Consider the following 25,267-nt stretch of genomic DNA (forward strand, 5'->3'; position numbering starts at 1 on the left):
CAGTGATTCCTATAGAGAGAGGAGGCGCACCTTGGCAAAGGTTCGCGTTGAAAAACTACAGGAGCTGATGAAGCAGGAAATCAGCGATATTATCTTCAATGAGCTGAAAGATCCGCGCATCGGCTTTGTGACGGTCACATCCGTCGCGTGTACGGAGGATCTGCGCGAGGCGAAGATCTACGTCAGTGTCATGGGTGACGAGAAGAAGGCACGCGATACGCTGCACGGGCTGGAGAGTTCGCTCGGCTTTGTGCGCCGTGAGATCGGGAAGCGCATTCGACTGCGCTTTACGCCAGAGATCAGCTTTGCGCTCGATACATCGCTCAACTACAGCGACCACATTCAGCGGCTATTGAACGAGATTCACGAGGATAAACCTGCGGGGGAAAAGGAGGAGACGGTATGAAGATCGCACTCGAACAGGCGGCGCAGATGGTCGCCGACGCGCAAACCGTCATCCTCACCTCGCACATCCGTCCCGATGGGGACAGTATCGGATCGACGCTCGGGCTGATGCACTATCTGAGAGAACAGGGTAAGGATGCGCGTGTCCTGATTGACGATGAGATTCCCCGTATCTTTCGCGTTTTGCCGGGGATTGAGCAGATTGAGCGTCCCGCAGAGGGAACACGCTATACGGCGGATCTCCTCATTGTCTGTGATGTGGAGCTGAAGCGCACAGGCGCAGTGCTTGATGCCGTCGATGCCGTGCGCGTGCTCAACATCGATCATCATGTGACGAACGATGAGGCGGCGGAGTATCTCTATCTGAATCCGGACTACGCCGCAACCTGCGAGATCATGCACGACCTCGTACACGTGATGGGCGGCAGCTTCTCGCTCGATGCCGCGACCTGTTTCTATACGGGGATGGCAACGGACACGGGATTCTTCCGCTTCTCAAACACCACGCCGCATACGATGCGTGCGGCGGCAGATCTCATTGAGATCGGGGTAAAACCAAATATCATCGCCGTGGCGATGGAGCTGAAATCCTACGATGAAGTCATGGCGCAGGTACGCGCCATCAAGAACCTGGAGATGTTCTATGACGGCAGGGTTGCGGCGGTCTTTATCGACGAGGAACGGGCAAAGGAAGTCACGACGACGGAGGGGCTGCTCGATGCCCTGCGCGTGATCGAGGGGACGCAGGTCGTCTTTTTCATGAAGTGGCTTGAGCAGGACACCTACCGCGTGAGTATGCGATCGAAGGGCACGAATGTCTCGCGCATTGCACAGGGCTTCGGCGGCGGCGGACATATCCGCGCGGCGGGCTGCACGCTTCATGGTTCCTTCGATGAGGCGAAGAAAACAATCCTGGAGGCAATCGGGGAGGAGCTGAACCGTTAAGACGTGGACGGATTCATCAATGTACTGAAACCTACGGGGCTTTCGTCGCACGATGTCGTTGACATTGTGCGGCGTATTTTTAAGCAGAAACGCGTGGGGCACGCGGGGACACTCGACCCGGCGGCGGCGGGGATCCTGCCCGTTGCGCTCGGACGTGCCGCGCGTCTCGTGGAGTATATGGAGGGCGCGGACAAGTCCTACCGTGCGGAGATCGCGTTTGGCTACGCGACGGATACGGGAGATGTCTACGGTGAGGTGATTGAGCGCGTGGAGAATCCCATGCTGCCGTCCGAGGAGGAGCTGCGGAGTGTGCTCGGGAAATTTGTCGGAGAGATCGAACAGACACCACCCGCCTACTCTGCGATCAAGGTCGGGGGACAGCGTGCCTATGATCTCGCGCGGCAGGGGACGGCGGTGGAGATGAGGGCGCGCACGGTTCGCATTGACCGACTGGATCTCGTCCATGCGGATGCCGCACATGCGCGCATCCTCGTCGATGTGGACTGTGCGAAGGGGACATACATCCGCTCGCTCTGCACGGATATCGGCACGGCACTCGGACTGCCTGCGACGATGCGCTTCCTTCTGCGCACGCGCGTCGGCGGCTTTATGCTCACGGATTCGTATACGCTTGAGGAACTTGCCGAGGTGCGGGAGATAGCTCTGTGTTCTCCTGATACTGCCCTCGATCTGCCGGTATATGAGCTCGCCCCGCAGCGCGTGAAGGCATTCTACAGCGGGCTCTCGACCTCGGAGCGGCGCATGGAGCTTGCCGAGGGCTGCTACCGTGTGTATGCCGAGGGCGTTTTTCTTGGCATCGGACGCTATGATGCGGCAGAACAGGAGATGTATCCTGCGAAGGCGTTCCCGCCGATGTGAATGAAATATTGGGGGCTGTTGCATGAACGCCCCTATCGGCTCGCTGCGCTCGCCACTTCCCCCGTTGCGACAGGGGAAGCTAAGATGCCATAATTCCAGCCTCCCCCGTTGCTGACCTGTCCAAGAAGCAAGTCCGTAGGACGAAGCTGATTGGGCGACAGGTCGTATGGGAAAACGTCCCAAGAACACAAGCGTAAGCGAAGTGTGATTGGATGACGTTGACCGCTCGGCGCGGGGGAGGGGGACCGCGTAGCGGTGGAAGGGGCGCTTGTAGCGATACCGCTGACATAATAACAAGGGACTGTTGCATGAAGTTTTCTAGCTTCGTGCAACAGTCCCCTTTTATTTTGCGAAAATGCTTCTCTGTGCTATAATGGCAGGAATGACAAAGGAGGATATTTTACATGAAGATAGATGACATCATCCACGGCTTTCGGCTGACTGGCTCGGAGGAGATTGCGGAGGCGGACGGGCGGGGGCATACGTTTGTCCACGAGAAGACGGGGGCACGGCTCTTTTTCCTTGAGACGGCGGACGACAACAAGGTTTTTTCGATCAGTTTCCGCACGCCGCCCGTGGATGATACGGGTGTGGCGCACATCGTGGAGCACTCCGTGCTCTGCGGCTCGCGCAAGTATCCGCTGAAGGAGCCGTTTGTGGAGCTTGTGAAGGGCTCGCTCAACACGTTTCTCAACGCGATGACGTTCCCCGACAAGACGATGTACCCCGTCGCGAGCCGAAACGACCGCGACTTTCAAAACCTGATGGATGTGTACCTCGATGCGGTGTTCTATCCATCCATGCGCACGAATCCGCAGGTGCTGATGCAGGAGGGCTGGCACTACGAGCTTGACGATGCGGATGCTCCTCTGCGTTACAGCGGCGTGGTCTACAACGAGATGAAGGGCGCACTCTCCGCGCCCGACGATCTGCTCGGCAGCCGTATCATGGCGGCGCTCTATCCCGATACGACGTATGGCTGCGAGTCGGGCGGCGATCCAGAGGCGATCCCCACGCTCACGCAGGAGATGTTCCTCGACTTCCACGCGCGATACTACCATCCCTCGAACAGTTACATCTATCTGTACGGGGATATGGATATCGAGGAAAAACTTGCGTATCTCGACCGTGCTTACCTCTCGCATTTCGAGCGGATTTCCGTGCCCTCGCGCATCGACCGTCAACAGGCGTTCGCGGGGCGCGTTGAAAAGGCGCATTTCTATCCCATTGGGACGGAGGAACCACTGGAGGAAAACAGTTTCCTCTCGCTGAACTGGGTCATCGGCGACACGTCCGACCGCAAGCGCGTGATGGCACTGCAGATCCTCGATCACGCGCTTCTCAGGATGCAGGGCGCACCGCTGCGTCAGGCACTGATCGATGCAGGTCTTGGGCGTGATGTGGATTCGAACTATGAGAGTGACATCCTGCAGCCGCTGTTCAGCATCATCGTGAGCAAGTCGGAGACGGCACGCGCCGATGAATTTGTGCGGATCGTCAAGGACACGCTGCGAAAACTCGCGGACGGCGGGCTCGATCACACGCTCGTGCAGGCATCGCTCAATACGCTTGAGTTCCGTCTGCGCGAGTCGGACTTTGGCTCCTCGCCGAAGGGGCTGATCTACGGCATCCGCATGATGAAGACGTGGCTCTACGACGGTGCGCCTGCAGACTACCTGCGCTATGAGGATGTGCTCGCAGAGTTGAAGGATGGTTTGGAAAAGGACTACTTCGAGCAGGTGATTCGCACATCCTTCCTTGAGAATCCACACGAGGCTCTCGTGACGCTCGCGCCAAGCCGTACGCTCGGGCAGGAGCGTGAGGCGGCACAGGCGGCGATCCTTGCGGAGAAAAAAGCGGCAATGAGCACCGATGAGATCGCGAAGGTGATGGATTCCTGCGCGGCACTCAAGGCAGCGCAGGAGGAGGCGGACTCGGAGGAGGCACTCGCGTCGATTCCGATTCTCGCACGCTCCGACATCCGTGCGGACGCGGAGCGTCTGCCGCTTGAGGTGCGTGACCTCGAAGGGACACAGATTCTTTACTCGGATCTTGAGACAAACGGCATTGTCTATCTGAATTTTTACTTCCCGATGGCGGCGATCGCACAGGCGGATTTGCCGTATGCGTACCTCCTCGCCGAGATGTTCGGCGCAGTCGATACCGCGCGGCACAGCTATGCGGAGCTCGCGATGCTGCGCAGTCTCTACACGGGCGGTTTCGGCGCGGACATTGTCGCCTATACGCGTGCAGGCGAGCCGGACTCACTTGCACCGCGTTTCAAGCTGCGTGCGAAGGTGCTGCGTGAGAATTTGCCACGGCTCTTTGACCTCCTCGCGGAGATTATGACGGAGAGCGATTTCTCGGGCACAAAGCGCGTGCGCGAGCTGATCGACGAGGAAAAGACGGGCATGGAGCTGTCCCTGCAGCGTGCGGCAAATCAGGTTGTTGCGTCGCGCATCGCCGCCGATCTCATGCCCTCGGGCTGCTATGCCGAGGTCGGCGGGCTGCCGTTCCACGACTTCCTGCGCACGTTCAAGGATGATTTCATGGCGCGTCATGCGGAGATGCAGGCGGCATTTGCACGTATCCTGCCGCAGATTTTCAATGCAAACGATCTGATGGTGAGCGTTACCACACCTGCAGTGAACTACGATGAAGTCGCGGCACAGCTTACAGCGTTCCGGCAGAAGCTCTCATCCAAGACCTTCCCCGCAGCGTCGTACACATGGGAGATTGCGCCGAAGAACGCGGGACTGATGACGCAGAGCCGCGTGCAGTACGTGGCGAAGGGTGCAAACTTTATCAAGCTGGGGTACAAATACACAGGCGTTCTGCGCGTGCTTGAGACGCTGCTGCGCTATGACTATTTCTGGACGCGGATCCGTGTGCAGGGCGGCGCGTACGGTGCGATGACGCAGTTCAACCGCAACGGCTTTATGATCTTTTCCTCCTACCGCGACCCGAACCTCGCGGAGACGTTCGCGGTGCTCGATGAGACGGCGGACTATGTGCGCTCGTTCGATGTGTCCGACCGCGAGATGGACAAGTTCATCATTGGCACGATGAGCAGTGTGGATGCGCCGCTCACGCCGCAGATGAAGGGCGATATTGCGGCGACGTTCCACCTGCGCGGCATTACATGGGAGGATCGCCAGAAGGCGCGCGCGGAGATTCTCACGGCACGTCAGGAAGATGTGCGCGCACTCGCGCCGATGATTGAGGCGGCAATGCGTGAAAATGTGCGCTGCGTGCTCGGCGGCGAGGAGAAGATTCGCGCAAACGAGGCACTCTTTGGGGAGATTCGTCCTGCGCTGCGGACGTGAGGAAAGTTTTTGACTTTTCACGCTGCGCGTGGGATAATAGCAGAAGATAAACTGAAGGGGGAACTGCCATGAAAAAGACGATTTTCCGTGGTGCCGGCGTTGCCATTATCACGCCGTTTACGGAAACAGGCGTAAATTATCCCGAACTCGGACGTATCATTGACGATCAGATTGCGGGCGGTACGGATGCCATCATCATTACGGGGACGACAGGTGAGTCTGCGACGATGACGGACGCAGAGCACCGCGAGGCAATCCGCTTTGCGGTGGAGCAGGTTAAGGGGCGTATCCCCGTCGTGGCGGGAACCGGCTCGAACGAAACTGCCTATGCGGTCGAGCTCTCGCAGTATGCGGAGAAGGTCGGGGCGGATGCGCTGCTCCTCGTGACCCCGTACTACAATAAGTGTACGCAGAACGGGCTCATTGCCCACTATACGAAGATCGCGGACAGTGTGAGCATCCCCGCGATTCTCTACAATGTGCCCTCGCGTACGGGCGTGAACATCAAGACGGAGACGTACGCCGCACTCGCAAAGCATCCGCGCATCGTCGCGGTGAAGGAGGCGAGCGGAGATCTCTCTGCGATCCTGCGTCTGCGTGCGGCAGTCGGCGACGAGCTCGCGGTCTACTCGGGCAACGACGATCAGATCGTGCCCATCCTCTCGCTCGGCGGCGCGGGGGTTATCTCCGTACTTTCAAATGTTGCGCCGCAGGCAACGCACGATATCTGTCAGAACTATTTCGACGGGAACGTTGCGGAGGCGGCGCGGCTCCAGATTGCATACGCCGACCTCATCGACGCACTTTTCTGTGAGGTCAATCCGATCCCGGTCAAGACAGCGATGCGCAGTCTTGGCTATGAGACGGGTCCCCTGCGTATGCCGCTCTCGGAGATGGAGCCCGCGCATGCGGCGCAGCTCGACGCGGCACTGCGTGCACACAATCTGCTGAAATGATGTCAGACGCTCTCCTTTTGTGCAGTGCAGCGCGGGGGAGCGTTTTTGATATGGAAAGGACGGAGTGCGGTGACAGAGGATAAAGTCGATCTCGCGCGTGCAGAATGTGCCATGCGCGAATTCCTCACGGCGGTCGGCGTTGATCTTGCGGCGCAGGGAATGGAGGAAACTCCTGCGCGTGCGGCTGCGCTCTATGCGGAGCTTTTCGCAGGGCTGCATACGGATACGCAGGATCTCTGGGCGGATGTGCTGACGGAGAAGACGGACGGGCTTGTCGCCGTTCGATCCATTTCCTTTCACTCTATCTGTGAGCACCACCTGCTCCCGTTCTTTGGGACGGCACATATTGTCTATCGTCCGCACGCAGGACGTGTGGCTGGGTTTGGTGTTTTCGCGCGGCTCGTTGCACGCATGGCACAACGTCCACAGCTGCAGGAGCGGCTGACGGAAGATATTGCGCGGGAGATCGAGCAGGGGCTCGGTGCGGAGGGCGTTCTTGTCGTTCTCGACGCGCGGCAGCTCTGTATGACGATGCGCGGAGCGCATGCACACGGAACGCGAACGACGACCTCCACGTGTCGGGGGGGCTTTCGCGAGGACAAAATGATGGAATTACAGGCGTGGCAGATGCTCGGAGAGAGGAATCATGGTGCAGAGAATATATCGCTTTCGTGACGGCAAGGAGCTGACGATTGGCGGACGGACGCTCGTCATGGGGATTCTGAATGTGACACCGGATTCGTTTTCGGACGGCGGCAAATGGAATACACGGGATATGGCGCTGCGCCATATGGAGGAGATGGTGCGGGATGGCGCGGACATCATCGACATTGGCGCGGAGTCCAGCCGTCCCGGCTTTGTGCCGATGGGGGCAGCAGAGGAAATGGAGCGGCTTTTGCCATTCCTTGAGACAGTCCTATCGGAGTGTCCCGTGCCCGTCTCCGTGGATACGTTCAAGGCAGAGACCGCACGTACGGCACTGCGGGCGGGTGCGCATATGCTGAACGACATCTGGGGTCTGCAGTATGCGGAGGAGCCGGAAGCGATGGCGCGTGTTGCTGCCGAGGCGGACGTGCCCGTTGTCGTCATGCACAACCAAAATGAAACAACGTATGACGGGGATATCATCCGAGAAATGCGTGCGTTCTTTATACGCTCGCTTGCGATAGCGGACACGGCGGGGCTTTCGCGTGAGAATCTCATCCTTGACCCGGGCATCGGCTTTGGCAAGACGGCGGAGCAGAATATGCACGTTCTCAGACGCATGGATGAACTCATCTCGTATGACGGCGTGGACTATCCCGTGCTTCTCGGCGCGAGCCGCAAGAGCTTTATCGGGGCGGCACTCGATCTGCCTGTCACGGAGCGCATGGAGGCGACGGGGGCGGTGTGCGTCATGGGGATTGAGCGCGGCGCGTCAATTGTGCGCGTGCATGATGTGAAGCCGATTGCACGGATGTGCCGTATGACGGACGCGATTTTGGGAGCGTAGGTATGGATCGAATTTTTCTGCGCGGGATGCGCTTTATGGCGTGTCACGGCGTACTGCCGCATGAACGGGAAGTGCCGCAGCCCTTCGAGGTAGATGTGGAGATGGGGCTCGATCTGCGAGCGGCGGGGGAGAGCGACGACCTTGACGATACGGTGAACTATGCCAAGGTCTATGATGTTGTGTCCACAGTTTTGACGGTCACACGGAAATATCTCATTGAGGCACTTGCAGAGGAGATCGCGGACGATCTTCTGCGGGACTTCGATGTGCTTCGATGGGTGCGCGTGACGGTGCATAAACCGACTGCACCCATCGACGGCATATTCTCCGATGTCGGTGTGACGATCCTGCGCCGCAGGAAAGACCTCGTATGCTGACGGCATACATCGGTATCGGAGCAAATCTCGGTGCGCGCGGGGAGACGATGCGTGCGGCACTGCGGCGTGTGGCGGAGCTTTCCTCTGTGCACGTGGAGCAGGTATCGCATTTCTACGAAACGCCGCCGTGGGGGAAGACCGATCAGCCGTCGTTTCTCAATGCGGCAGCACGCATTTCGCTTGACGGTGCGCCGCACGAACTGCTCGGTGAACTCCAACGCATCGAGCATGAGCTCGGACGCGTGCGTCACGAGCACTGGGGGGCACGGACGATTGACCTCGACATTCTGCATATCGAGGGGGTGACGTATGCGGATGGGGGGCTGACCCTGCCGCATCCCTATCTTACGGAGCGTGCGTTTGTGCTTGTGCCGCTTGCGGAGATTGCGCCCGATCTGATGGTGAACGGTAAGAGCATTGCGGCGTGGCTTGCTGCAGTCGATACGGCAGGGATTGTACGCGCATCGGAAATCTTTGAGCCGTATCCCCTCGAACTCATCGCCGCCTGTGACGAGGCGGGCGGCATTGGGCGCGATGGCTGCTTGCTGACGGATTGCCGTGAGGATATGGCACATTTCCGCCGCACGACGATGGGCGGCATTGTCGTTATGGGGCGGCGTACGATGGAGAGTCTGCCTGACCGCCGACCACTTGCAGGGCGCGAGAACATCGTGCTCTCGCGGACAGTGGAGCACGCCGAGGGCTTTCGTGTCGTACATGATCTTGTCGAACTGTGGGCACTGCTCGGTCGGTTGGTGAGCGAAATGCCACGACCGATCTTTGCCATCGGCGGCGCGGCGTGCTATCGTCTCCTGCTGCCCTATGTGCGCCGCGCCTATGTGACGCGTCTTACGGGGGATTATGGCGCGGATGTCTTTCTGCCGCCGCTCGATGGCCTTGCTCGGACAGAGTTGCGGCGCGGAGAATACTGTATGTTTGAACTTTACGAGAGAATTTATCATGGCAAAGGAAATTTTTCAAAATGATTGGCAGGAGCTCCTCGCGGATGAGATGGCACAGCCCTACTATCGGGAACTGCGGCAGTTTCTCATCGAGGAGTACCGCACGAAGCGCATCTATCCTGATATGTTTGCGATCTTCAACGCGCTGCACTATACGAGCTTTGCGGATACAAAGGTCGTCATTCTCGGACAGGATCCATACCACGGTGACGGGCAGGCACACGGGCTTTCGTTTTCCGTGCAGATCGGCATCGATCCGCCGCCATCCCTTCTCAATATTTACAAGGAGATGCAGGATGATCTCGGGATCCAACCACCCGCACACGGCTGTCTCATCCCATGGGCAAGGCAGGGCGTGCTTCTCCTCAATACGGTGCTGACCGTACGCGCACACGCAGCGGCCTCCCATGCGGGGCACGGCTGGGAGCGGTTCACCGACCACATCATTCGACTGCTCGGTGCACGTGAGCGTCCGCTCGCCTTTATCCTCTGGGGCAGCCCTGCACGGAAGAAGCGCAGCCTCATCGCGAATCCGCGCCATCTCATCGTCGAGTCGCCGCACCCGAGCCCGCTCTCGGCACACCGCGGCTTCTTCGGCAGCCATCCCTTTTCGCGCGTCAATGAATTCTTGGTGCGGGAAGGTGAGACGCCGATCGCGTGGCAGCTGCCGCCGGCGGAGGAGATTAAGGCGTGACTTTGAATACAATGGAAAGGTGTTTATCATGAAATTTTCATCCCTGCGTAATATCTGCGCACTCGGATTGCTTGCCTGTCTTGGCGGATGCGGCGCGCCCGCTGCGACTTCGGCGGAGATGCCGCATGAGATTGTGCAGGCGAATGCCCCCGTGTATGGACAGAAGGAAATCTATCTTGCGGGTGGCTGCTTCTGGGGAACGGAACTGTATCTTGACCTTGTGTACGGCGTGGTCTCAGCGGAAAGCGGCTATGCAAACGGAGCAACCCCACATCCCTCCTATCGTGAGGTCTGCAGCGGGAGTGGTCATGCGGAGGCAGTTCATGTTGTCTACGATCCGCAGCTTGTTTCTCTCGACGAGATCCTGACGGCGTTTTATGACTCCATTGACCCGACGGCGGTGGATCGGCAGGGCAACGATATTGGTCGACAGTATCGCTCGGGCATTTACTACGTGCCGAATGCGGACGGCGGTGAGAGCGATGATGTGCGCGTGATACGAGCATCCCTCGATGCCCTGCAGAAGCGCATCGGCAAACCTGTTGCGATCGAGGTGAAACCGATTGTGAACTTCTATCGCGCGGAGGAGGAGCACCAAGAGTATCTTGAGAAAAATCCGAATGGTTACTGCCACATCTCGCCTGCCCTCATTGCTCAGATGCGCGAGAAACGCGCCGCTGCAGAGCATGCTGAGAGAACGGAGAAGGGGGCGGTGCAGCGCATATATGAAAAACTGTCGGATGCCGAGCTCAAGGAACGCCTGACGGATCTGCAGTATGAGGTCACACAGAAGAAGGCAACGGAGCGACCGTTTTTCAACGAATACGATCATGAATTCCGAGCAGGAATTTACTGTGACATCACGACGGGCGAGCCGCTCTTTATCTCAACGGACAAATACGACTCGGGCTGCGGCTGGCCGGCGTTCTCGCGCCCGATTGACAGCGCACTCATTGCCGAGCACGAGGATCGATCGCATGGCATGGTTCGTACTGAGGTGACAGCATCGAACAGCGGCGCACATCTGGGGCACGTCTTTAATGATGGGCCTGCGGCAACGGGCGGTCTGCGCTATTGCATCAACAGTGCCTCTCTGCGCTTTATTCCGAAGGAGGAGATGGAGACGGAGGGATACGGCGACTATCTCTATCTATTGGAAAAATAAGTCTAAAATATTAGGGGATATAGGAGGCATCGGATTATGGAGTTTATTTCGCAGGGGATCGAGTTTTTTCGGCACGGTGGCATCATCATGTATTTCCTGCTGGCAGCTTCGATCTTTGTCGTCTTTATCGGCATTGAGCGTGCATTTTATTTTGCGCGTGCGGATGCGGGGCGTGCGTTCGCGCGTACGTTTATGCTCCACGTTGCCAACGAGCGTTATAAGGATGCCCTCGCGCTGACGGACGCACACCGCGGTGCGATAGCGGACATTCTGTTCAGCGCAATCTCGAAGAACAGTAAAAACTCGCGGAAGATGTCCTCCTACATGGAGATTCAGTCCGGCTCGCGCTCTCGAAGCTGCGTAGCCGTATGTACTATCTGAGCGTGATCGTCACGATGGCGCCTCTTCTTGGTCTGCTCGGTACAATCAGCGGCATGATCTCGGCATTCAGCGTATTTAACCTTGAGTCAGGTGAGCCGAGCGCTATTACGGGCGGCGTTGGCGAGGCGCTGATCGCAACGGCAATGGGGCTCTGTGTTGCCATCATCGCACTCTCTGTGCACGCATATTTCTCCCAGCGCATCGAGAACATCGTTACGGACATGGAGATGTGCTTCTCTGCTGCGGAGAATAGCCGCATCGAATTGGCGCGTGCGGCGGAGGTCAAGGGCGTGATCGAGACCTCTCTGCACACGGGAGACTCCTCGGAAGGTGATGAGGGATGAGGCTGCGCGACAGAAGGGCATTTGAAAAGCCCGAGGTCATGATTATCCCCATGATCGACATCATGTTTTTCCTGCTCGTATTCTTCATCATGAGCACGCTCTATATGGTGAATCTGAGGACGGTGGACGTGAATCTGCCGAAAGCGCAGACAGCGCAGACACAGCTGAACGTCACCTATCTCGTCACCGTGCGTAAGGACGGCTCGCTCTGGCTTGAGGATCAGCAGATCGACGAGGCGACTCTCCTGCGCCGTGCGCGTGCCGAGAGTCAGAAGAATGCACGGTTTGCCGTTGTCGTTCGCGCAGATGGGGATATGAATTACAGCGGCGTCATGGAGCTGCTGGACAAGTTCCGCAAGGAAGGGATCACGCGCTTCGGACTTGCGGCGGAGTAAATGAAAAGACCGAAGTCATTGTGGTTTCGCTCTTTTCATTTCTGGTGCACGGCTCGAAATATTTCTTTGGCGCATTGACAAGTACTTCTTCCAATGTTATCTTTAGGAAGCACTGATAAATTCAACCGCGCCATTTTGACGCATCTTTTTTGTCCGCACTTCGGCGGAAAATCTACACCAATCTGACGGATTTTATTTTATCAGTGATTCCTATTGCAAAGTCTATTATGAAAACTTTATAGTAATTGGATCAGGTGTTTTGATACTTAAAAGAAAATCTGGTGAATGAATCGGTATTCATGAAGCCGGAGCGGTCCCGCCACTGTAACAGTGAGCAAACCTGCATGGAAATGCGATCGTATTTCCGAGAACGTCACTGGGGGAGTCCTGGGAAGGCGCAGGTGCGCGATGAACTGGAGTCAGGAGAACTGCCTGATTAACAATCGCCGTTTGACCTGCGAGTGATGGGGATGGGGATTCGTATCCTTTCATTGTGTGAAAATAAGTCCTTTTCTGTTGCCGCAGAAAGGGACTTTTGTTTTTTGCTATGCCTAAAGGTTTTCAAAATATAAATGTGGTGCATGGAGCGTGTTGCAATACAGGGCAGAATGCGATGGCGTGCGTCTGCGGATCGGTACACACGGTCTGCTCTGAGTCCTTTGTGGAGGTGAGGAATGATGCCGCTGCGGATGCTCGTGCTGAGTCTCACAGGGACCTGCAACCTTGCGTGTCGATACTGCTACGCCGCAGGGCAAGACCCACGCACGATGACGTGGGAGACGGCGCGGCGTGCGATTGACCTCGCGGCGGCGGGCGGTACGTCCTTTATCCTTCAGTTCTCGGGCGGCGAGCCGCTGCTGGCACTTCCTCTGCTATGCCGGATTGCGGACTATATCCGCACCAATCGGATACGGGCACGTATGGATTTGCAGACCAATGGCACATTGCTGACCGAGGAGACAGCAGATTTCCTGCGCAACGCACGCATCGGTATCGGTGTCAGTCTCGACGGCAGACCTGATGTTCACGATGCACTGCGTTGTTATCCGGATGGACGTGGAACATCGGTAGATGTGGCGGCAGGGATTCAGATGCTTGCACAGCGCGGCATCGAGATCGGTCTGACGTGCGTTGTCACGGCGGAGAATGTCAGGGATCTCTCCGGCGTCATCGAGATGGCATACTATCTCGGCAATGTGCGCCGTGTGGGTTTTGATCTCCTGCGCGGACAGGGGCGTGGCGGCTCTGTTCAGTCCGCGCGTGCTGAGGATGTGGCGCGGGCGATAACGCAGGTCTTTGCACTGAATCGGAGGCTCGGGAGTTTGAGCGGACGTCCCATAACCATCTCACAGGCAGATCAGGCGGCATGTCTTGCGCGCCGCTCGGATTGTGGATTTTCCCACTGTCACGCGATGAACGGGGCAGGGGCTCACGTCGATCCAGTTGGGAATATCTACGCCTGTTCCTCCTTTGTCGGCGATGTGCGTTTCCTGCTCGGCAATGTGAAGCAGGGGATCTATGAATGGAGACAGAAAGAATTGGTACATGAGATGCAGAATGCTATGGCATTTTGTCGGGCGTGTGCCGACTTTTCGGTCTGCGGCGGTGCATGCTATGCGCGTGGGGTGGAAAGAAGTGCTCCGTATATGCCGGAGTGTGTGCTGAAACGTGCGGCGATTCGGGAGACTGTACCGACTCCGTGGAAGTATAACGAAGGGAAATTTGCATGAAACATAGAACAGTTTATCCGTTTACTGCCATCGTCGGGCAGGAGGAGATGAAGACGGCGCTTCTCCTCAGTATCATCATGCCATCGCTCGGCGGTGTGCTCATCAAGGGGGAGAAGGGGACGGCGAAATCCACCGCTGTTCGCGCTGCTGCAGCACTCCTGCCGGTTCTGGACGCAGTGCGCGGCTGTGCCTGTCACTGCGATCCTGCGCTTCCCGATCTATGCTGCGATGCCTGTCGCAGCAAGCAGCAGGAGAGCGTATCGCTCCCCACGGAGAAGATCCCTATGCGCGTAGTGGAGCTGCCCGTCAGCGCGACGGAGGACCGCGTCGTCGGGACACTTGACATGGAGGCGGCGATCCAACACGGGCGCAAGGAGTTTGAACCCGGTATCCTTGCGGCGGCGAACCGCAATATCCTCTATGTGGATGAGGTCAATCTGCTTGAGGATCACATTGTCGATATTCTGCTCGACTCTGCGGCCATGGGGGTAAATACGGTCGAGCGCGAGGGCATTTCCTATGCGCACCCTGCGCGATTTGTTCTCATCGGTACAATGAATCCGGAGGAGGGGGACATTCGTCCGCAGCTTCTCGATCGCTTTGCCCTCTCGATGACGGTAACGGGTGAGCACGATGCCGCGTGCCGTGTTGAGGTGATTCGTCGGCGAATTGCCTACGAGCGCGACCCCGATGCCTTTGCGGCGGCGTATACAGCGGAGCAGGAACGCCTACGCACGCAGATTGTCGAGGCGCGTGAACGCGTCTCCCGCGTGGAGGTACCGGATGAAATCCTTGACCATGCGGTGCAGATCTCACTGACACTCGGGGTTGATGGGCATCGCGCGGACATCACACTCATCAAAGCGGGCATTGCACACGCAGCACTTGCAGGGCGCAGTGTGGTTACGCCGGAGGATCTTCGGCGTGTCAGCCGCCTCGTCCTTGCACATCGTATGCGCCGCCGTCCCTTTGAGGAGGAGGCGGTCGATTGGAGTATGGTGGACGCGATACTGGGAGAAGCCTCATGATCGTTTTCGGAGGAAAAACTTGGACACGTCGCATTATCCGCTGACTGCCGTCGTCGGGCAGGAGCAGGCACGCCGCGCACTTGCGATTGCTCTGGTGAACCCGCGTGCGGGTGCTCTTCTGATCTCCGGTACGCGCGGCACGGCAAAATCCCTTCTTGTCCGTGCAGCTGCACCCTTCACGGCGACGGGACGCATGGTTGAGCTGCCGCTTGGCGCATCGGAGGACATGGTCTTTGGCACCATCGACATGGAGACGGCTCTGCAAAAAGGAGAACGCCGCCTGCGGCACGGGCTGCTCCATCGTGCAAGCAATACCGTTCTCTATATGGACGAGGTGAATCTCCTGCGCGAGGATATTTTGCTGGCGGTTCTAAAATGTGCGGGGGATCAATTCTTTCACCTCGAACGGGACGGGCTTTCGTTCACCGAGGAGGTTTCCTATACGCCTGTCGGTACGATGGATCCCGCCGAGGGAACGCTTCGTGCCTCACTGCTGGATGCCTTTGGTCTGTTTGTGTCGATGGAGGATGTGAGTGACCCCGCGCAGCGCAGGGAGATTGCTGCGCGGGTGCTCGCATACGAGCGCGATCCTGCGGGATTTCGTGCGTCATACGAGGCGCAGGAAACAGTGTTCGCTGCGACAATTCGCCGTGCACGTGTGCTGCTGCCGGATGTAGAGGTCCCGTCTGCCATTTTGCATTTTGCGGCGGCATGTGTCCTGCGTGCGCACTGTGTCGGCAACCATGCAGAGATCTATCTCATTGAGGCGGCGCGTGCGCTTGCTGCGCTTGCGGGCAGATCGTTCGTTATGCCCGCAGACGTGGAGGAGGCGGCGGCGTTCGTGCTCGTACATCGAATGAGCCGATCGCAGGAGGAGCAGCAGCCGCTGCCCGAGGACGGGAATGTATCGGAGCAAGGCGAGATTGATATGCCGGATGCACCGCAGGATGAGGGCATAGAGACGCAGCGTCAGGAGCCAACAAAGGAGAATGGGCAGCAGGACTCTGCGCGGGATGGGGAGGAGGCATCCCCGTCCTCGGAGGAGACAAGGCACGCCGATGCAGATGAGAGCGTTGACGCTCCACTTGAGAATGTGATGGCGCGGCTCTCGCTGCTGCGTATGACGCTGCGTGTGCAGGGGGGGAAGAGCGGCAAGCGCGACATCATCCGTAGGCATATGGCGGATGGCCGTTGTATGCGCACGGGATTGCCGCAGACGGGTGTTCGCCCCGATCTCGCACTCTCTGCCACGCTGCGTGCAGCTGCGCCCCATCAGCGTATGCGTCAAGGGAATCAAGCAGTTGTCATACATCCCGAGGATGTGCGCGTCTGGGTGCGTGCAAAACGCACGGCGGCGAACATTCTCTTTCTCGTTGATGCGAGCGGTTCGATGGGAGCGCGTGCGCGTATGCGCATGGTGAAAGGGGCGATTCTCGCCCTCCTGCAGGAGGCGTATCAAAAGCGTGACTGTGTGGGGCTTGCTGCCTTTCGACGCGACCGTGCGGAGACGCTCCTGCCGATGACGCGCAGCGTGGAACTGGCGGAAAAGCTCCTGCGCGACCTGCCGACGGGCGGACGGACGCCGCTTGCCAAGGGGATCGCCCATGCGCTGCAAATGCTGCGCGCGTTGGAGCGCAGGGGCAGCGGGAAGAATGTTCTCGTTTTGGTCACAGATGGGCGCGTGAATGCCAAAGAGGGGGACGCCGGGATGCAGCGTGCGCTACGTGCGGCAGAGGAACTGGCGGGGACAGAGACGCTTGCCCTCGTCCTTGATACAGAGCACGCCGTTCCGCGCGTCGGTATTGCGCCCGAACTCGCACGCCGCATGGGAGCGCGGTATTACACATTGGATCAGCTCTCGGCAGAGGGCGTGTTGGAGATTGTCCGCGCATCCCGCAGACTTACAGGAGGTCAATAGAATCGTGGAACTGGCAAAGTTGACGACGGGGGACACTATCTACCGATATGACAAGAGCCTTGTTTTGTTTTTTTCGGGTGTGCGCAAGGTGCTCAGCACCTCGCTTTACAACGGGGGGTACCATGAGGATTTTACCGCAGTGTTCAACCGTGATATGACGCAGGGCGCGGGTATGCCCTGCGAGACGTTCGCGGATACCTATGTGGAGAGTATGCGCATCGTTGCGCAGAAGATCGGTCTGGATCCGAACCGTACAACGGGGATGGGAACCGCCGCACAGATGGAGAACGTCTCCATAGAGTCGCGCAGCTATAAGGAACTCACGGTGACCGCCATTGTGACGGGCGGCGTGGAGACGAACGGGGGACGCGTTGGCGATCCGGCATCGTATTACAAGACAGTACCGAAGAAATGTGGGACGATCAACATTATTCTCGTGATCGATGCCGATCTGCCACCGGGGATTCTTGCGCGTGCACTCGTGACCTGTACGGAGGCAAAGACGGCGGCGCTGCAGGAACTCATGGCAGACAGCCGTTACTCTTGCGGGCTTGCTACCGGCTCTGGCACAGATCAGACGATCGTCGTCGCCAATACGGATTCACCGCTGTACTTCGAGGGCGCGGGAAAGCACTCCAAACTCGGCGAGCTGATTGGTCAGTCGGTCATGACTGCGGTCAAGGAGGCGCTTGGAAAACAGTCGGGGCTGACCCCTGCGCACCAGCACAATCTGCTGCGTCGTCTGCGCCGTTTCGGCATTACCGGAGACACGCTCTGGCATGACTATGAGGAGCGGGTGCAGACCGTGCGGCTTATCAAGCCTCGTTTTTTGCAGATCCTTCATGAGTTTGGGGAGCATTCGGGTGTCTTTGCCCTCGGCGTGAGCTATATACATCTCTACGATGAATTTTTGTGGGGGCTGCTCACGGAGGAAGAAACGCACATGATGGGTGCACATTTTCTCATGGAGATGGCGCACCGTGCGGATGTTCCCCTGCCTGCGGAGCGACAGGCGGGAGAGGACTATATGCAGGCTTTGGCGACCTTCCTTGTGGATTCTGTCTGTGCGAGGGCGGAGAACCTGCCCGAAGAAGGCGGGACGGTATGAGGATTGCAGTCTATACCAATATTCTGCGCGTTACCGCTCTTACACGTCGTTGTGCCGCATTGATGGAAGAACCCGAGGTATGCGTGTGCGCCGCAGACGGCATGGACGACTGGAGGTCAATGCGTGCGGCGGCGGATCTCCATCTCTTTCTCTGGATGGGGACGGGACTGGACAATGTTTTTTTGCAGAAGGCATCGCGTGACTTGCAGAGGAATCGGATTCCCCATCTGATCGTCGTGGACAATGCCGATCATGACAAGGTAACGTACAGTTTCTCGGAGGAGCAGATTCAGCGGGCATGGGCATATTTTCGCTATGACGGCGAGGAGAATATGCGCAATCTCTTTCTCTGGCTTGGCAGAGAGTTCGGGGGGCTTTCCTACATCGCAGCACCGCCCGTGCCGCTTGCGTGGAACGGTGTCTATCATCCGAGATGGCAGGGAAATCCTGAGGATATTGCGGGCTATCTCGCTGCTCATTACAAAGAGGGCCGTCCGACGGTCGGCGTAATTTTCTATCGCGCGGAGTGGATTACGGGCGATTTCACCTATCATACGGCGCTCATACATGCGATTGAACGGGAGGGGATGAACGCCATCGCCGTGTTCTCCAACTCCTACCGTGACGAACGCGTAGCGTCGCCGACGCTGATGGATGCGATTCGGAAATATTTTTGCAGGGACGGACAGCCCTTTGTCGATGTCATCATCAGTACGATGAAGTTCTCCATCAAGGCGGGCGGCACGCGCATCGAGGATCTCTATGCGCTCGGTGTGCCTGTTCTGGAGGCATATACGGTGCTTGCGCCAAAGGAGGAGTGGGAGCAGTCGCCGGCAGGGCTTGACCCGATGGAGGTCTCGATGAGCGTCGCCATGCCGGAGTTTGACGGTGTGATCCACGCCGTTCCGATCGCGGCAAAGGTGCGCGATGAGCGCGGCGAAGTCAGCTATGCGGCACTGGATGAGCGCATGGAGCGCATTGCCCGAAAGGCGCGGAAATGGGCGGCGCTGCGCCGGAAGCCGAACGCAAAGAAGAAAGTCGCGATCGTGTTCCACAACTACCCGCCGACGAACGCGAACATCGGCAGTGCGGCGGGACTGGACTCGCCCGAGAGCGTGCTCCGCTTGCTGAGGGCAATGCGTGCGGCGGGCTATGTCGTGGATGAGATTCCCGAGAGCAGCAAGGCATTTATGAAGTTGCTGACGGATCATGTGACGAATGATCGACGGTTCATGAGTGCGGAGCAGGCAGCGGCGGCAGACGGACAGCTGACGGCAGAGCAGTACGGTGCCTTTTTCACGGAGCTGCCCGAGCAGGTGCGCACGCAGCTCGCGCTAGACTGGGGCGATGCGCCCGGCGACGTGTTCAATTACGACGGGAAACTGCTCATCCCGGGGACGCTCAACGGGAATTTGTTCATCACAGTGCAGCCGCCGCGCGGCTTCGGCGAGGATCCCGGCAAGCTCCTGCACGCGCCGGATGCTGCGCCCACGCACCACTACATCGGCTACTATCATTGGCTACGCGATGTATGGAAGGTGGATGCGGTCATCCACGTCGGGACGCACGGCTCGCTCGAATGGCTGCCGGGAAAGGGAACGGCACTATCGAGCACCTGCTATCCGGATGTATCCCTCGGCGATCTGCCGGACATCTATCCCTACTGGATCACGATTGTCGGGGAGGGGATTCAGGCAAAGCGGCGCGGTGCGGCGTGCCTCATCAGTCATCTCTCGCCGCCGATGGAGCTGGCGGGGGCGTTTGAGGAGATCGAGGAGCTGGAACAGGCTCTTGATGAATACGTCCATTTTCGCGCAGCGCAGCCGGAGAATATCGAGGCAGCGCAGACGCTTGTCCGCGAGAAGGCTGCCGCCTGTCATTTTGAGGGGGAAATCGACGAAGGCGATTCTTTTGACGACTATGCCGATGCCCTGCACAACTATGTGACCGACATCAAGAATATGCAGATCCGCACGGGGCTGCATATCCTCGGGTGTGCGCCCGAGGGCGAGGAGCTGATCGATTTCCTGTGTGCGCTCATGCGCATGGAGCACGGCGGGGAGCAATCCCTCGTCCGTCTGATTGCGGCGCAGTTCGGCTATGACTATGAGGAGCTGCTCACGCACAGCGAGCGCATGACGGCGGACGGCATGACCTACGGGCGAAAACTGGATGCGGTCGAGGCGGAGATGCGTGCGCTCATCTCCTTCCTTGCCGAACATGGCTACGCACCGGAGGTCGTCGAGCAGGCAATGGGATTGTCTGTGATTGCCGCCGCCGCAGAGGAGGAGCGCACAGCATTTCTTCATGCCCTGCACGAGATTGTGGAGGATATGGTGCCGCGTCTGCGCCGTACGGAAGGGGAGATTACGGAGACGCTGCGTGCTCTTACGGGGCGTTACATCGAGCCGAGTCCTGCGGGTGCGCCGACGACGAACGGCGTTGACGTACTGCCGACGGGACGCAATTTCTACGGTCTTGATCCGCGCTGTATGCCGACGCCCGCCGCGTGGGAATATGGAAAACAACTGGGGGACGCGCTCATCGAGCAGTATATCAGCGATGAGGGGCGCTATCCCGAGGCAGTCGGCATCGTCTTCTGGGCGGGATCGAATATGCGTAGTCACGGGCAGTGCATTGCCGAGCTTTTCTATCTCATGGGCGTGCGTCCTGTGTGGCGGCGTCCGTCGCAGCGCGTCTCGGGACTTGCGATTATCCCGATTGCAGAATTGCAGCGTCCGCGCATCGATGTGACGGCACGCATCAGCGGACTATTCCGCGATGCTGTTCCGAATGCCGTGCATTGGGTGGACGAGGCGGTGCGCATGGTGCGCGACCTCGACGAGAGCAATGCGGAGAACTATGTGCGAAAGCATGTCCTCTCTGATACCGCGTGGCTTGAGGAACAGGGCGAGACGCGGGAGAGCGCATGGGAACGCGCCTCCGTGCGCATCTTTGGCGATCCGCCGGGGGCGTATGGCGCAGGTGTTGGCGACCTGCTTGAGACGAAGGAGTGGGAGACACTGGATGATCTTGCCGCTGTTTATACGCGGTTCTCTGGGACGGCATACGGCGGCGACGGATACGCACGCGGCTATGATCCCGAGGTCTTTCAGCGGCGCATGGCGGGGCTGGATGTCACGGTCAAGAACGAGGATACGCGCGAGACGCACATGTTCAGCTCGGACGACTACAACGCCTACCACGGCGGCATGATTGCGACCGTGCGGGCACTGACAGGCAAGGCACCGCGCTCCTATACGGGCGATTCGAGCGATCGGCAGCGCATTTCTGTGCGCAGCGTGGCGGAGGAGGCGGCGCGTCTCTTTCGCGGGGAAGCGATGAATCCGAAGTTCATCGAGGGCATGAAAAAGCATGACTACAAGGGCGCCTCCGATCTCGCCAATTATTTGGCGCACAGCTATCAGTGGGACGCGACGAGCGCCGTGATGAAGGACTGGATGTACGAGGGCTACGCACGCAAATACGTGCTTGACGCAGGGATGCAGGAATGGATGCAGGAGGTCAACCCGTGGGCGCTTCATCGCATGGCAGAGACACTGCTTGAGGCGCAGCAGCGCGGGCTGTGGAACGCATCGAAGGAGACCCTTGCGGAGTTGCGCAGTCTCTACCTCTCCATTGAGGGCGATCTTGAAGAACGTGCGGAGGGTGTAGTGTGAACAGATTCAAGAAACGGCGCGGAGCCTTTTCGACGGCGGCTTCAAGCAGTTGTGCCGCGCGTTTCTTACTGCCGTGAAATGAGGAGAGCTTATGAAAAAAATTGCGTTCTACGGCAAGGGCGGTATCGGCAAGTCCACGACTGCCGCGAATGTCTCCGCCGCATTCGCACAGATGGGGCGGCGCGTCTGTCAGATCGGCTGCGATCCGAAGAATGATTCGACTCGCCTCCTGCTCGGGCGTATTGCCCCGTCTACCATTCTCGATCTCGAACGGGAGAAGAAGGGCGCTGCACTCACGCTCGCCGACCTCGTGCACGAAGGGGCTGGCGGCATTCGCTGCATCGAGGCGGGCGGCCCCGATCCGGGGGTCGGATGTGCGGGGCGCGGGATCATCGTCGCACTCGAACGTCTGAAGGCGCTCCATGCCTTTGACGATCTGGATGTCGTACTCTACGATGTCCTCGGCGATGTGGTCTGCGGCGGCTTTGCCGTTCCGATACGCGAGGGGTATGCCGAGGAAGTCTATATCGTGTCCTCGGGCGAACTCATGTCGCTCTATGCGGCAAACAATATTGCAAAGGGCGTGTGCCGTTTTGCCGCACGCGGCGCAGTGAAGCTCGGCGGCATCATCGGCAACGGGCGGGACGTGTTGAACGAGCGCGAACTCCTCACGGCGTTTGCCGCACGTCTCGGCACACAGCTCATCACCTATATCCCGCGCGCGCGTGCCGTGCACGAGGCAGAGATTCATCGGCAGACACTCATCGCCTACGCGCCGGAGTCGGAACAGGCACAGCACTACGTAGGGCTTGCGCGTGCAATTGATGCGAATGAAATGCTGACAGTACCGACTCCGATGAACTTCGAGGAACTGGAAGCACTGGTGGAGCGCTATGGGGATTGAGGTCAAGCGCGTCGGCGTGCGCCGAACGAACTGCAGCTGCAGCATGCCCGGTGTCTGGCGTGCGCTTTCGTTCGTGCGCGGTGCGCTCGTCATCTTTCACAGTCCGCGCCCATGTGCGCATATTGCGCACGGGATGGATGTGAGCAGCTTCCATAAGCTGACGGCGGTGGATGCATCGGTGCGTCTCTCGCCCGTGCCACTTCTGACGAGCGGTCTGGGTGAGAGTGAGGCGGTCTTTGGCGGGGAGGAGCGGCTGCGGGAGTGCGTGCGCTTTGCCGCAGAGAAGTATCATCCGCAGGCAGTCTTTATCGCAAACTCCTGTGTCAGCGGCGTGATCGGCGATGATACAAAGGCGGTTGCGGCAGAGATGGAGGAGGAACTCGGGCTGCCTGTCATGGCAGTCTCCGCGCACGGCTTTCTCGACGGCGAATACTATGCGGGGTATCTCGATGCTGCGCGTGCGCTTGTAGACCGCTTTATGCAGCCCGCCGCACGAAAAGAGGGGACGGTGGTTCTCCTTGGCGACTGCGGGGGCATGCACGGAGAATATGCGAAGGAACTGCGGCGGCTGCTCTCCCTGCTCGATCTGCGCGTGACGGGACAGTTCCCGTCCTACCTCGCGCTCGATGAATTGCAGGCAGTACCGGAGGCGGAGCTCATCATCCTGCTCGGACGCTGGATGAACGACGAAAAACAGGCGCAGCTTGCAGAACTTGCAGCGTGTATAGAGGAACGCTTCGGCACACCATATCTTGCCGATATATATCCCGTCGGAGCAGAGGAGACGACCCATTGGATGCGGCGTGTCGGTCAGCTCTGTCGCCGTGAGGAGGCGGCAGAACGTGCTATTGCTGCGGAGGAGGAAAACTTTGCCGCTGCCGTGGAAAAGGCACGCAGCGACCTTGCGACGCGCAGATGCGCACTTGCCATCGGTCGTGATCTTGCATGGTTCCGACCGGAGATTGTCCTGCGTCTGCTGGAGAAGGTCGGCATCACGTTGTCCGGTGTCGTTTTGCTCGACTGCTTTATGCCCGAGCGGCGTGACGTGATGGAGGAGGAACTGCGCCGCCGGACAGATGTCCCCATCCATTATGAGGGAGGGGCTGCGGCAGAGGAATTACTGCACAGTGTGGATTTTGTTCTTACAACGCATGAGCTTGTCGATACGAAGCTGCGCCAGCTCTTTCTTGCACTGCTGCCGTCGGTCGGCTGGTCGATGGAGTGCCGTCTGCTGGGCGATATGCGGCGGATTTTGCATCGGCATGAGAGTAGGGGAGGGCTGATCTATGGGTGAGCGTGAAGCATCCTTCGATGATGTCTGTATGTGCACGGATACTTGTGCACTCGCGGGAGCATCGGCGTTCTTTGCGGGCATCAAGGATGCTGTTATTGTTGTCAACGGCCCTCTCTGGTGCTATTTTTTTGCGATGCGCCAGATTGAGCACAGTCAGCCGACGATCTCTCATCGCATGATCTGTACGCAGCTCGATAACGATGCGATCGTATTCGGTGCGGAGGAGTATCTGTGCGAGGTTCTTGCGCCCTATGTGGAGCAGCCGCCCGCCTTGCTCGCCATCGTCAGCAGCTGCGCGGCGGGACTCATCGGCGACGATGTTGAGGCGATTGCACGCGGAGTGGGGCTGTCCTGCCCGATTGTCGCGCTCGACACGAGCGGACTTACCGGCAGTTTTGCAGACGGTTGGGACAAGGCGGCACGCTGTATGCTTTCGACAGCTTTGTCGGAGCGGCGTGCGGCGCAGGAAAACGCCGTCAATCTCATCGGTATGACAAGCGCTTACTGCAGCGGCGGGAACGATGCGAACGAGCTTGTCCGTCTGCTCGAAACGGCAGGTTATGCGGTGAACGCTGTCTTTGGCAGCAATATGTCTGCAGCGGAACTGGGCGGGCTGACGCGGGCATCGCTGAACATCGTGGTGCACGATGAGCTGGGGCTTGCGAGCGCCCATATGATCGAGGAGGTCTGCGGCACACCCTATATCGCACCTCTGCCGCCATACGGACGTGCGGGAACGCGGAAGTGGCTCGCGGAGATTGAACACGTGCTGTCAGCTCCCCGGAGAGAGGCAGCAGAGGAGGAAATCGCGCACGTGACGCGTACGGATTTTTTGCGCATCAACGAGTGCAAGAGCCTCTGGGGCGATCTCTGCTATGATACGGCGATCATTCGCGCCCCACGCTCCGTCGCGTGGGGGCTTGCACAGGCGCTGCGGACAGAGTGGGCAGATATATGTCATCTCGTTGTGGCGGCTGAGGGGGCGCGGGAGGCAGCAGCGATCGCGGATGAGATCGTGGGTGAGACAGATACCATGCGGATGCAGGAGCTTCTCACCGGGCTGACGGGAGGACTCCTGCTCGGCAGCAGCAACGAATCCGCACACATACGCCCGCAGAGCGCACAGTATCTCGCGGTCGCCTATCCCGTGCAGGATGCACTGCACTTGACCGAGGCACCCTTTATGGGACTGCGTGGCGCGCGTCACATCGAGGAGCAGCTGTGGAACGGCAGTATTTTGCGGAAAAAACTCTTTCTTTCATAGAGCGGGCGTAGACTGTCAAT

Annotated in this window: 20 protein-coding genes, 1 pseudogene and 1 riboswitch; all 21 genes and pseudogenes read left to right on the forward strand. The window is 58.8% G+C overall.

Annotated elements, in window-relative coordinates; genetic code table 11:
- Positions 1–31: 31 nt before the first annotated feature.
- The 21 genes and pseudogenes from rbfA to HMPREF9334_RS10525 all read left to right on the forward strand — a co-directional run bounded on the left by rbfA (position 32) and on the right by HMPREF9334_RS10525 (position 25,247).
- On the forward strand, positions 32–406 hold the full coding sequence (gene rbfA / locus HMPREF9334_RS10425) for a 30S ribosome-binding factor RbfA (protein ID WP_006693429.1): 375 nt from the start codon (positions 32–34) through the stop codon (positions 404–406).
- A complete protein-coding gene (locus HMPREF9334_RS10430; protein ID WP_006693430.1) occupies positions 403–1,350 on the forward strand; it encodes a DHH family phosphoesterase in 948 nt (315 codons plus the stop codon). The genes rbfA and HMPREF9334_RS10430 overlap by 4 nt, the downstream gene beginning before the upstream one ends.
- A 3-nt stretch (positions 1,351–1,353) precedes the next feature.
- Positions 1,354–2,229: a tRNA pseudouridine(55) synthase TruB gene (truB, locus tag HMPREF9334_RS10435; protein WP_006693431.1), complete on the forward strand. Its 876-nt coding sequence runs from the start codon at positions 1,354–1,356 to the stop codon at positions 2,227–2,229.
- A 404-nt stretch (positions 2,230–2,633) separates the two neighbouring features.
- Positions 2,634–5,555 carry an insulinase family protein gene (locus HMPREF9334_RS10440; RefSeq protein ID WP_006693432.1) on the forward strand — a complete coding sequence of 974 codons (2,922 nt, stop codon included), beginning with the start codon at positions 2,634–2,636 and terminating at the stop codon, positions 5,553–5,555.
- Positions 5,556–5,623: 68 nt separating this feature from the next.
- Entirely contained in the window at positions 5,624–6,511 is an 888-nt protein-coding gene (gene dapA / locus HMPREF9334_RS10445; RefSeq protein WP_006693433.1) for a 4-hydroxy-tetrahydrodipicolinate synthase, read from the forward strand.
- A 69-nt stretch (positions 6,512–6,580) separates the two neighbouring features.
- On the forward strand, positions 6,581–7,186 hold the full coding sequence (folE, locus tag HMPREF9334_RS10450; RefSeq protein ID WP_006693434.1) for a GTP cyclohydrolase I: 606 nt from the start codon (positions 6,581–6,583) through the stop codon (positions 7,184–7,186).
- Positions 7,158–8,003 (forward strand): dihydropteroate synthase, encoded by an 846-nt coding sequence (gene folP / locus HMPREF9334_RS10455; RefSeq protein ID WP_006693435.1) that lies wholly within the window; start codon positions 7,158–7,160, stop codon positions 8,001–8,003. Before folE ends, folP begins: the two co-directional genes overlap by 29 nt.
- Positions 8,004–8,005: 2 nt before the next feature.
- The gene (gene folB / locus HMPREF9334_RS10460; protein WP_006693436.1) at positions 8,006–8,380 is read left to right on the forward strand and encodes a dihydroneopterin aldolase; all 375 of its coding nucleotides are present in this window, start codon (positions 8,006–8,008) and stop codon (positions 8,378–8,380) included.
- Positions 8,374–9,366, forward strand: coding sequence for a 2-amino-4-hydroxy-6-hydroxymethyldihydropteridine diphosphokinase (folK, locus tag HMPREF9334_RS10465; protein ID WP_006693437.1), 993 nt, complete (start codon positions 8,374–8,376; stop codon positions 9,364–9,366). Before folB ends, folK begins: the two co-directional genes overlap by 7 nt.
- On the forward strand, positions 9,341–10,036 hold the full coding sequence (locus tag HMPREF9334_RS10470; RefSeq protein WP_006693438.1) for a uracil-DNA glycosylase: 696 nt from the start codon (positions 9,341–9,343) through the stop codon (positions 10,034–10,036). Before folK ends, HMPREF9334_RS10470 begins: the two co-directional genes overlap by 26 nt.
- A gap of 28 nt (positions 10,037–10,064) precedes the next feature.
- Positions 10,065–11,201 (forward strand): peptide-methionine (R)-S-oxide reductase MsrB, encoded by a 1,137-nt coding sequence (gene msrB / locus HMPREF9334_RS10475; RefSeq protein WP_006693439.1) that lies wholly within the window; start codon positions 10,065–10,067, stop codon positions 11,199–11,201.
- Between the two features lie 36 nt (positions 11,202–11,237).
- Positions 11,238–11,926, forward strand: a pseudogene (locus tag HMPREF9334_RS10480) (MotA/TolQ/ExbB proton channel family protein).
- The gene (locus HMPREF9334_RS10485; protein WP_006693440.1) at positions 11,923–12,321 is read left to right on the forward strand and encodes an ExbD/TolR family protein; all 399 of its coding nucleotides are present in this window, start codon (positions 11,923–11,925) and stop codon (positions 12,319–12,321) included. Before HMPREF9334_RS10480 ends, HMPREF9334_RS10485 begins: the two are co-directional and overlap by 4 nt.
- Positions 12,322–12,556: 235 nt before the next feature.
- Positions 12,557–12,771, forward strand: a riboswitch (cobalamin riboswitch).
- 224 nt (positions 12,772–12,995) lie between these two features.
- Positions 12,996–14,051, forward strand: a complete 1,056-nt coding sequence (locus HMPREF9334_RS10490) for a radical SAM/SPASM domain-containing protein (RefSeq protein ID WP_006693441.1) — start codon at positions 12,996–12,998, stop codon at positions 14,049–14,051.
- Positions 14,048–15,079, forward strand: a complete 1,032-nt coding sequence (locus tag HMPREF9334_RS10495; RefSeq protein WP_006693442.1) for a magnesium chelatase ATPase subunit I — start codon at positions 14,048–14,050, stop codon at positions 15,077–15,079. The genes HMPREF9334_RS10490 and HMPREF9334_RS10495 overlap by 4 nt, the downstream gene beginning before the upstream one ends.
- Positions 15,080–15,098: 19 nt before the next feature.
- Positions 15,099–16,997, forward strand: a complete 1,899-nt coding sequence (locus tag HMPREF9334_RS10500) for a VWA domain-containing protein (RefSeq protein ID WP_006693443.1) — start codon at positions 15,099–15,101, stop codon at positions 16,995–16,997.
- Positions 16,998–17,001: 4 nt separating this feature from the next.
- Positions 17,002–18,105 carry an adenosylcobinamide amidohydrolase gene (locus HMPREF9334_RS10505; RefSeq protein WP_006693444.1) on the forward strand — a complete coding sequence of 368 codons (1,104 nt, stop codon included), beginning with the start codon at positions 17,002–17,004 and terminating at the stop codon, positions 18,103–18,105.
- Complete coding sequence (gene cobN / locus HMPREF9334_RS10510; RefSeq protein WP_006693445.1) at positions 18,102–21,785, forward strand: cobaltochelatase subunit CobN; 3,684 nt, start codon at positions 18,102–18,104, stop codon at positions 21,783–21,785. The genes HMPREF9334_RS10505 and cobN overlap by 4 nt, the downstream gene beginning before the upstream one ends.
- 91 nt (positions 21,786–21,876) lie before the next feature.
- The gene (locus tag HMPREF9334_RS10515; RefSeq protein ID WP_006693446.1) at positions 21,877–22,689 is read left to right on the forward strand and encodes a nucleotide-binding protein; all 813 of its coding nucleotides are present in this window, start codon (positions 21,877–21,879) and stop codon (positions 22,687–22,689) included.
- Positions 22,679–23,983, forward strand: coding sequence for a nitrogenase component 1 (locus tag HMPREF9334_RS10520; protein WP_006693447.1), 1,305 nt, complete (start codon positions 22,679–22,681; stop codon positions 23,981–23,983). Before HMPREF9334_RS10515 ends, HMPREF9334_RS10520 begins: the two co-directional genes overlap by 11 nt.
- Positions 23,976–25,247, forward strand: coding sequence for a nitrogenase component 1 (locus HMPREF9334_RS10525; protein WP_006693448.1), 1,272 nt, complete (start codon positions 23,976–23,978; stop codon positions 25,245–25,247). The genes HMPREF9334_RS10520 and HMPREF9334_RS10525 overlap by 8 nt, the downstream gene beginning before the upstream one ends.
- Positions 25,248–25,267: the final 20 nt, after the last annotated feature.

The sequence above is a fragment of the Centipeda infelix ATCC 43532 genome (assembly GCF_000234095.1).
Taxonomy (GTDB): Bacteria; Bacillota; Negativicutes; order Selenomonadales; family Selenomonadaceae; genus Centipeda; species Centipeda infelix.

Bases quoted from the DNA above. Each gene is read 5' to 3' on its own strand.
- HMPREF9334_RS10430 (WP_006693430.1), top strand. From the start codon at position 403: ATGAAGATCGCACTCGAACAGGCGGCGCAGATGGTCGCCGACGCGCAA.
- HMPREF9334_RS10440 (WP_006693432.1), top strand. From the start codon at position 2,634: ATGAAGATAGATGACATCATCCACGGCTTTCGGCTGACTGGCTCGGAG.
- dapA (WP_006693433.1), top strand. From the start codon at position 5,624: ATGAAAAAGACGATTTTCCGTGGTGCCGGCGTTGCCATTATCACGCCG.
- folP (WP_006693435.1), top strand. From the start codon at position 7,158: ATGGTGCAGAGAATATATCGCTTTCGTGACGGCAAGGAGCTGACGATT.
- folB (WP_006693436.1), top strand. From the start codon at position 8,006: ATGGATCGAATTTTTCTGCGCGGGATGCGCTTTATGGCGTGTCACGGC.
- folK (WP_006693437.1), top strand. From the start codon at position 8,374: ATGCTGACGGCATACATCGGTATCGGAGCAAATCTCGGTGCGCGCGGG.
- HMPREF9334_RS10470 (WP_006693438.1), top strand. From the start codon at position 9,341: ATGGCAAAGGAAATTTTTCAAAATGATTGGCAGGAGCTCCTCGCGGAT.
- msrB (WP_006693439.1), top strand. From the start codon at position 10,065: ATGAAATTTTCATCCCTGCGTAATATCTGCGCACTCGGATTGCTTGCC.
- HMPREF9334_RS10485 (WP_006693440.1), top strand. From the start codon at position 11,923: ATGAGGCTGCGCGACAGAAGGGCATTTGAAAAGCCCGAGGTCATGATT.
- HMPREF9334_RS10490 (WP_006693441.1), top strand. From the start codon at position 12,996: ATGATGCCGCTGCGGATGCTCGTGCTGAGTCTCACAGGGACCTGCAAC.
- HMPREF9334_RS10495 (WP_006693442.1), top strand. From the start codon at position 14,048: ATGAAACATAGAACAGTTTATCCGTTTACTGCCATCGTCGGGCAGGAG.
- cobN (WP_006693445.1), top strand. From the start codon at position 18,102: ATGAGGATTGCAGTCTATACCAATATTCTGCGCGTTACCGCTCTTACA.
- HMPREF9334_RS10515 (WP_006693446.1), top strand. From the start codon at position 21,877: ATGAAAAAAATTGCGTTCTACGGCAAGGGCGGTATCGGCAAGTCCACG.
- HMPREF9334_RS10520 (WP_006693447.1), top strand. From the start codon at position 22,679: ATGGGGATTGAGGTCAAGCGCGTCGGCGTGCGCCGAACGAACTGCAGC.
- HMPREF9334_RS10525 (WP_006693448.1), top strand. From the start codon at position 23,976: ATGGGTGAGCGTGAAGCATCCTTCGATGATGTCTGTATGTGCACGGAT.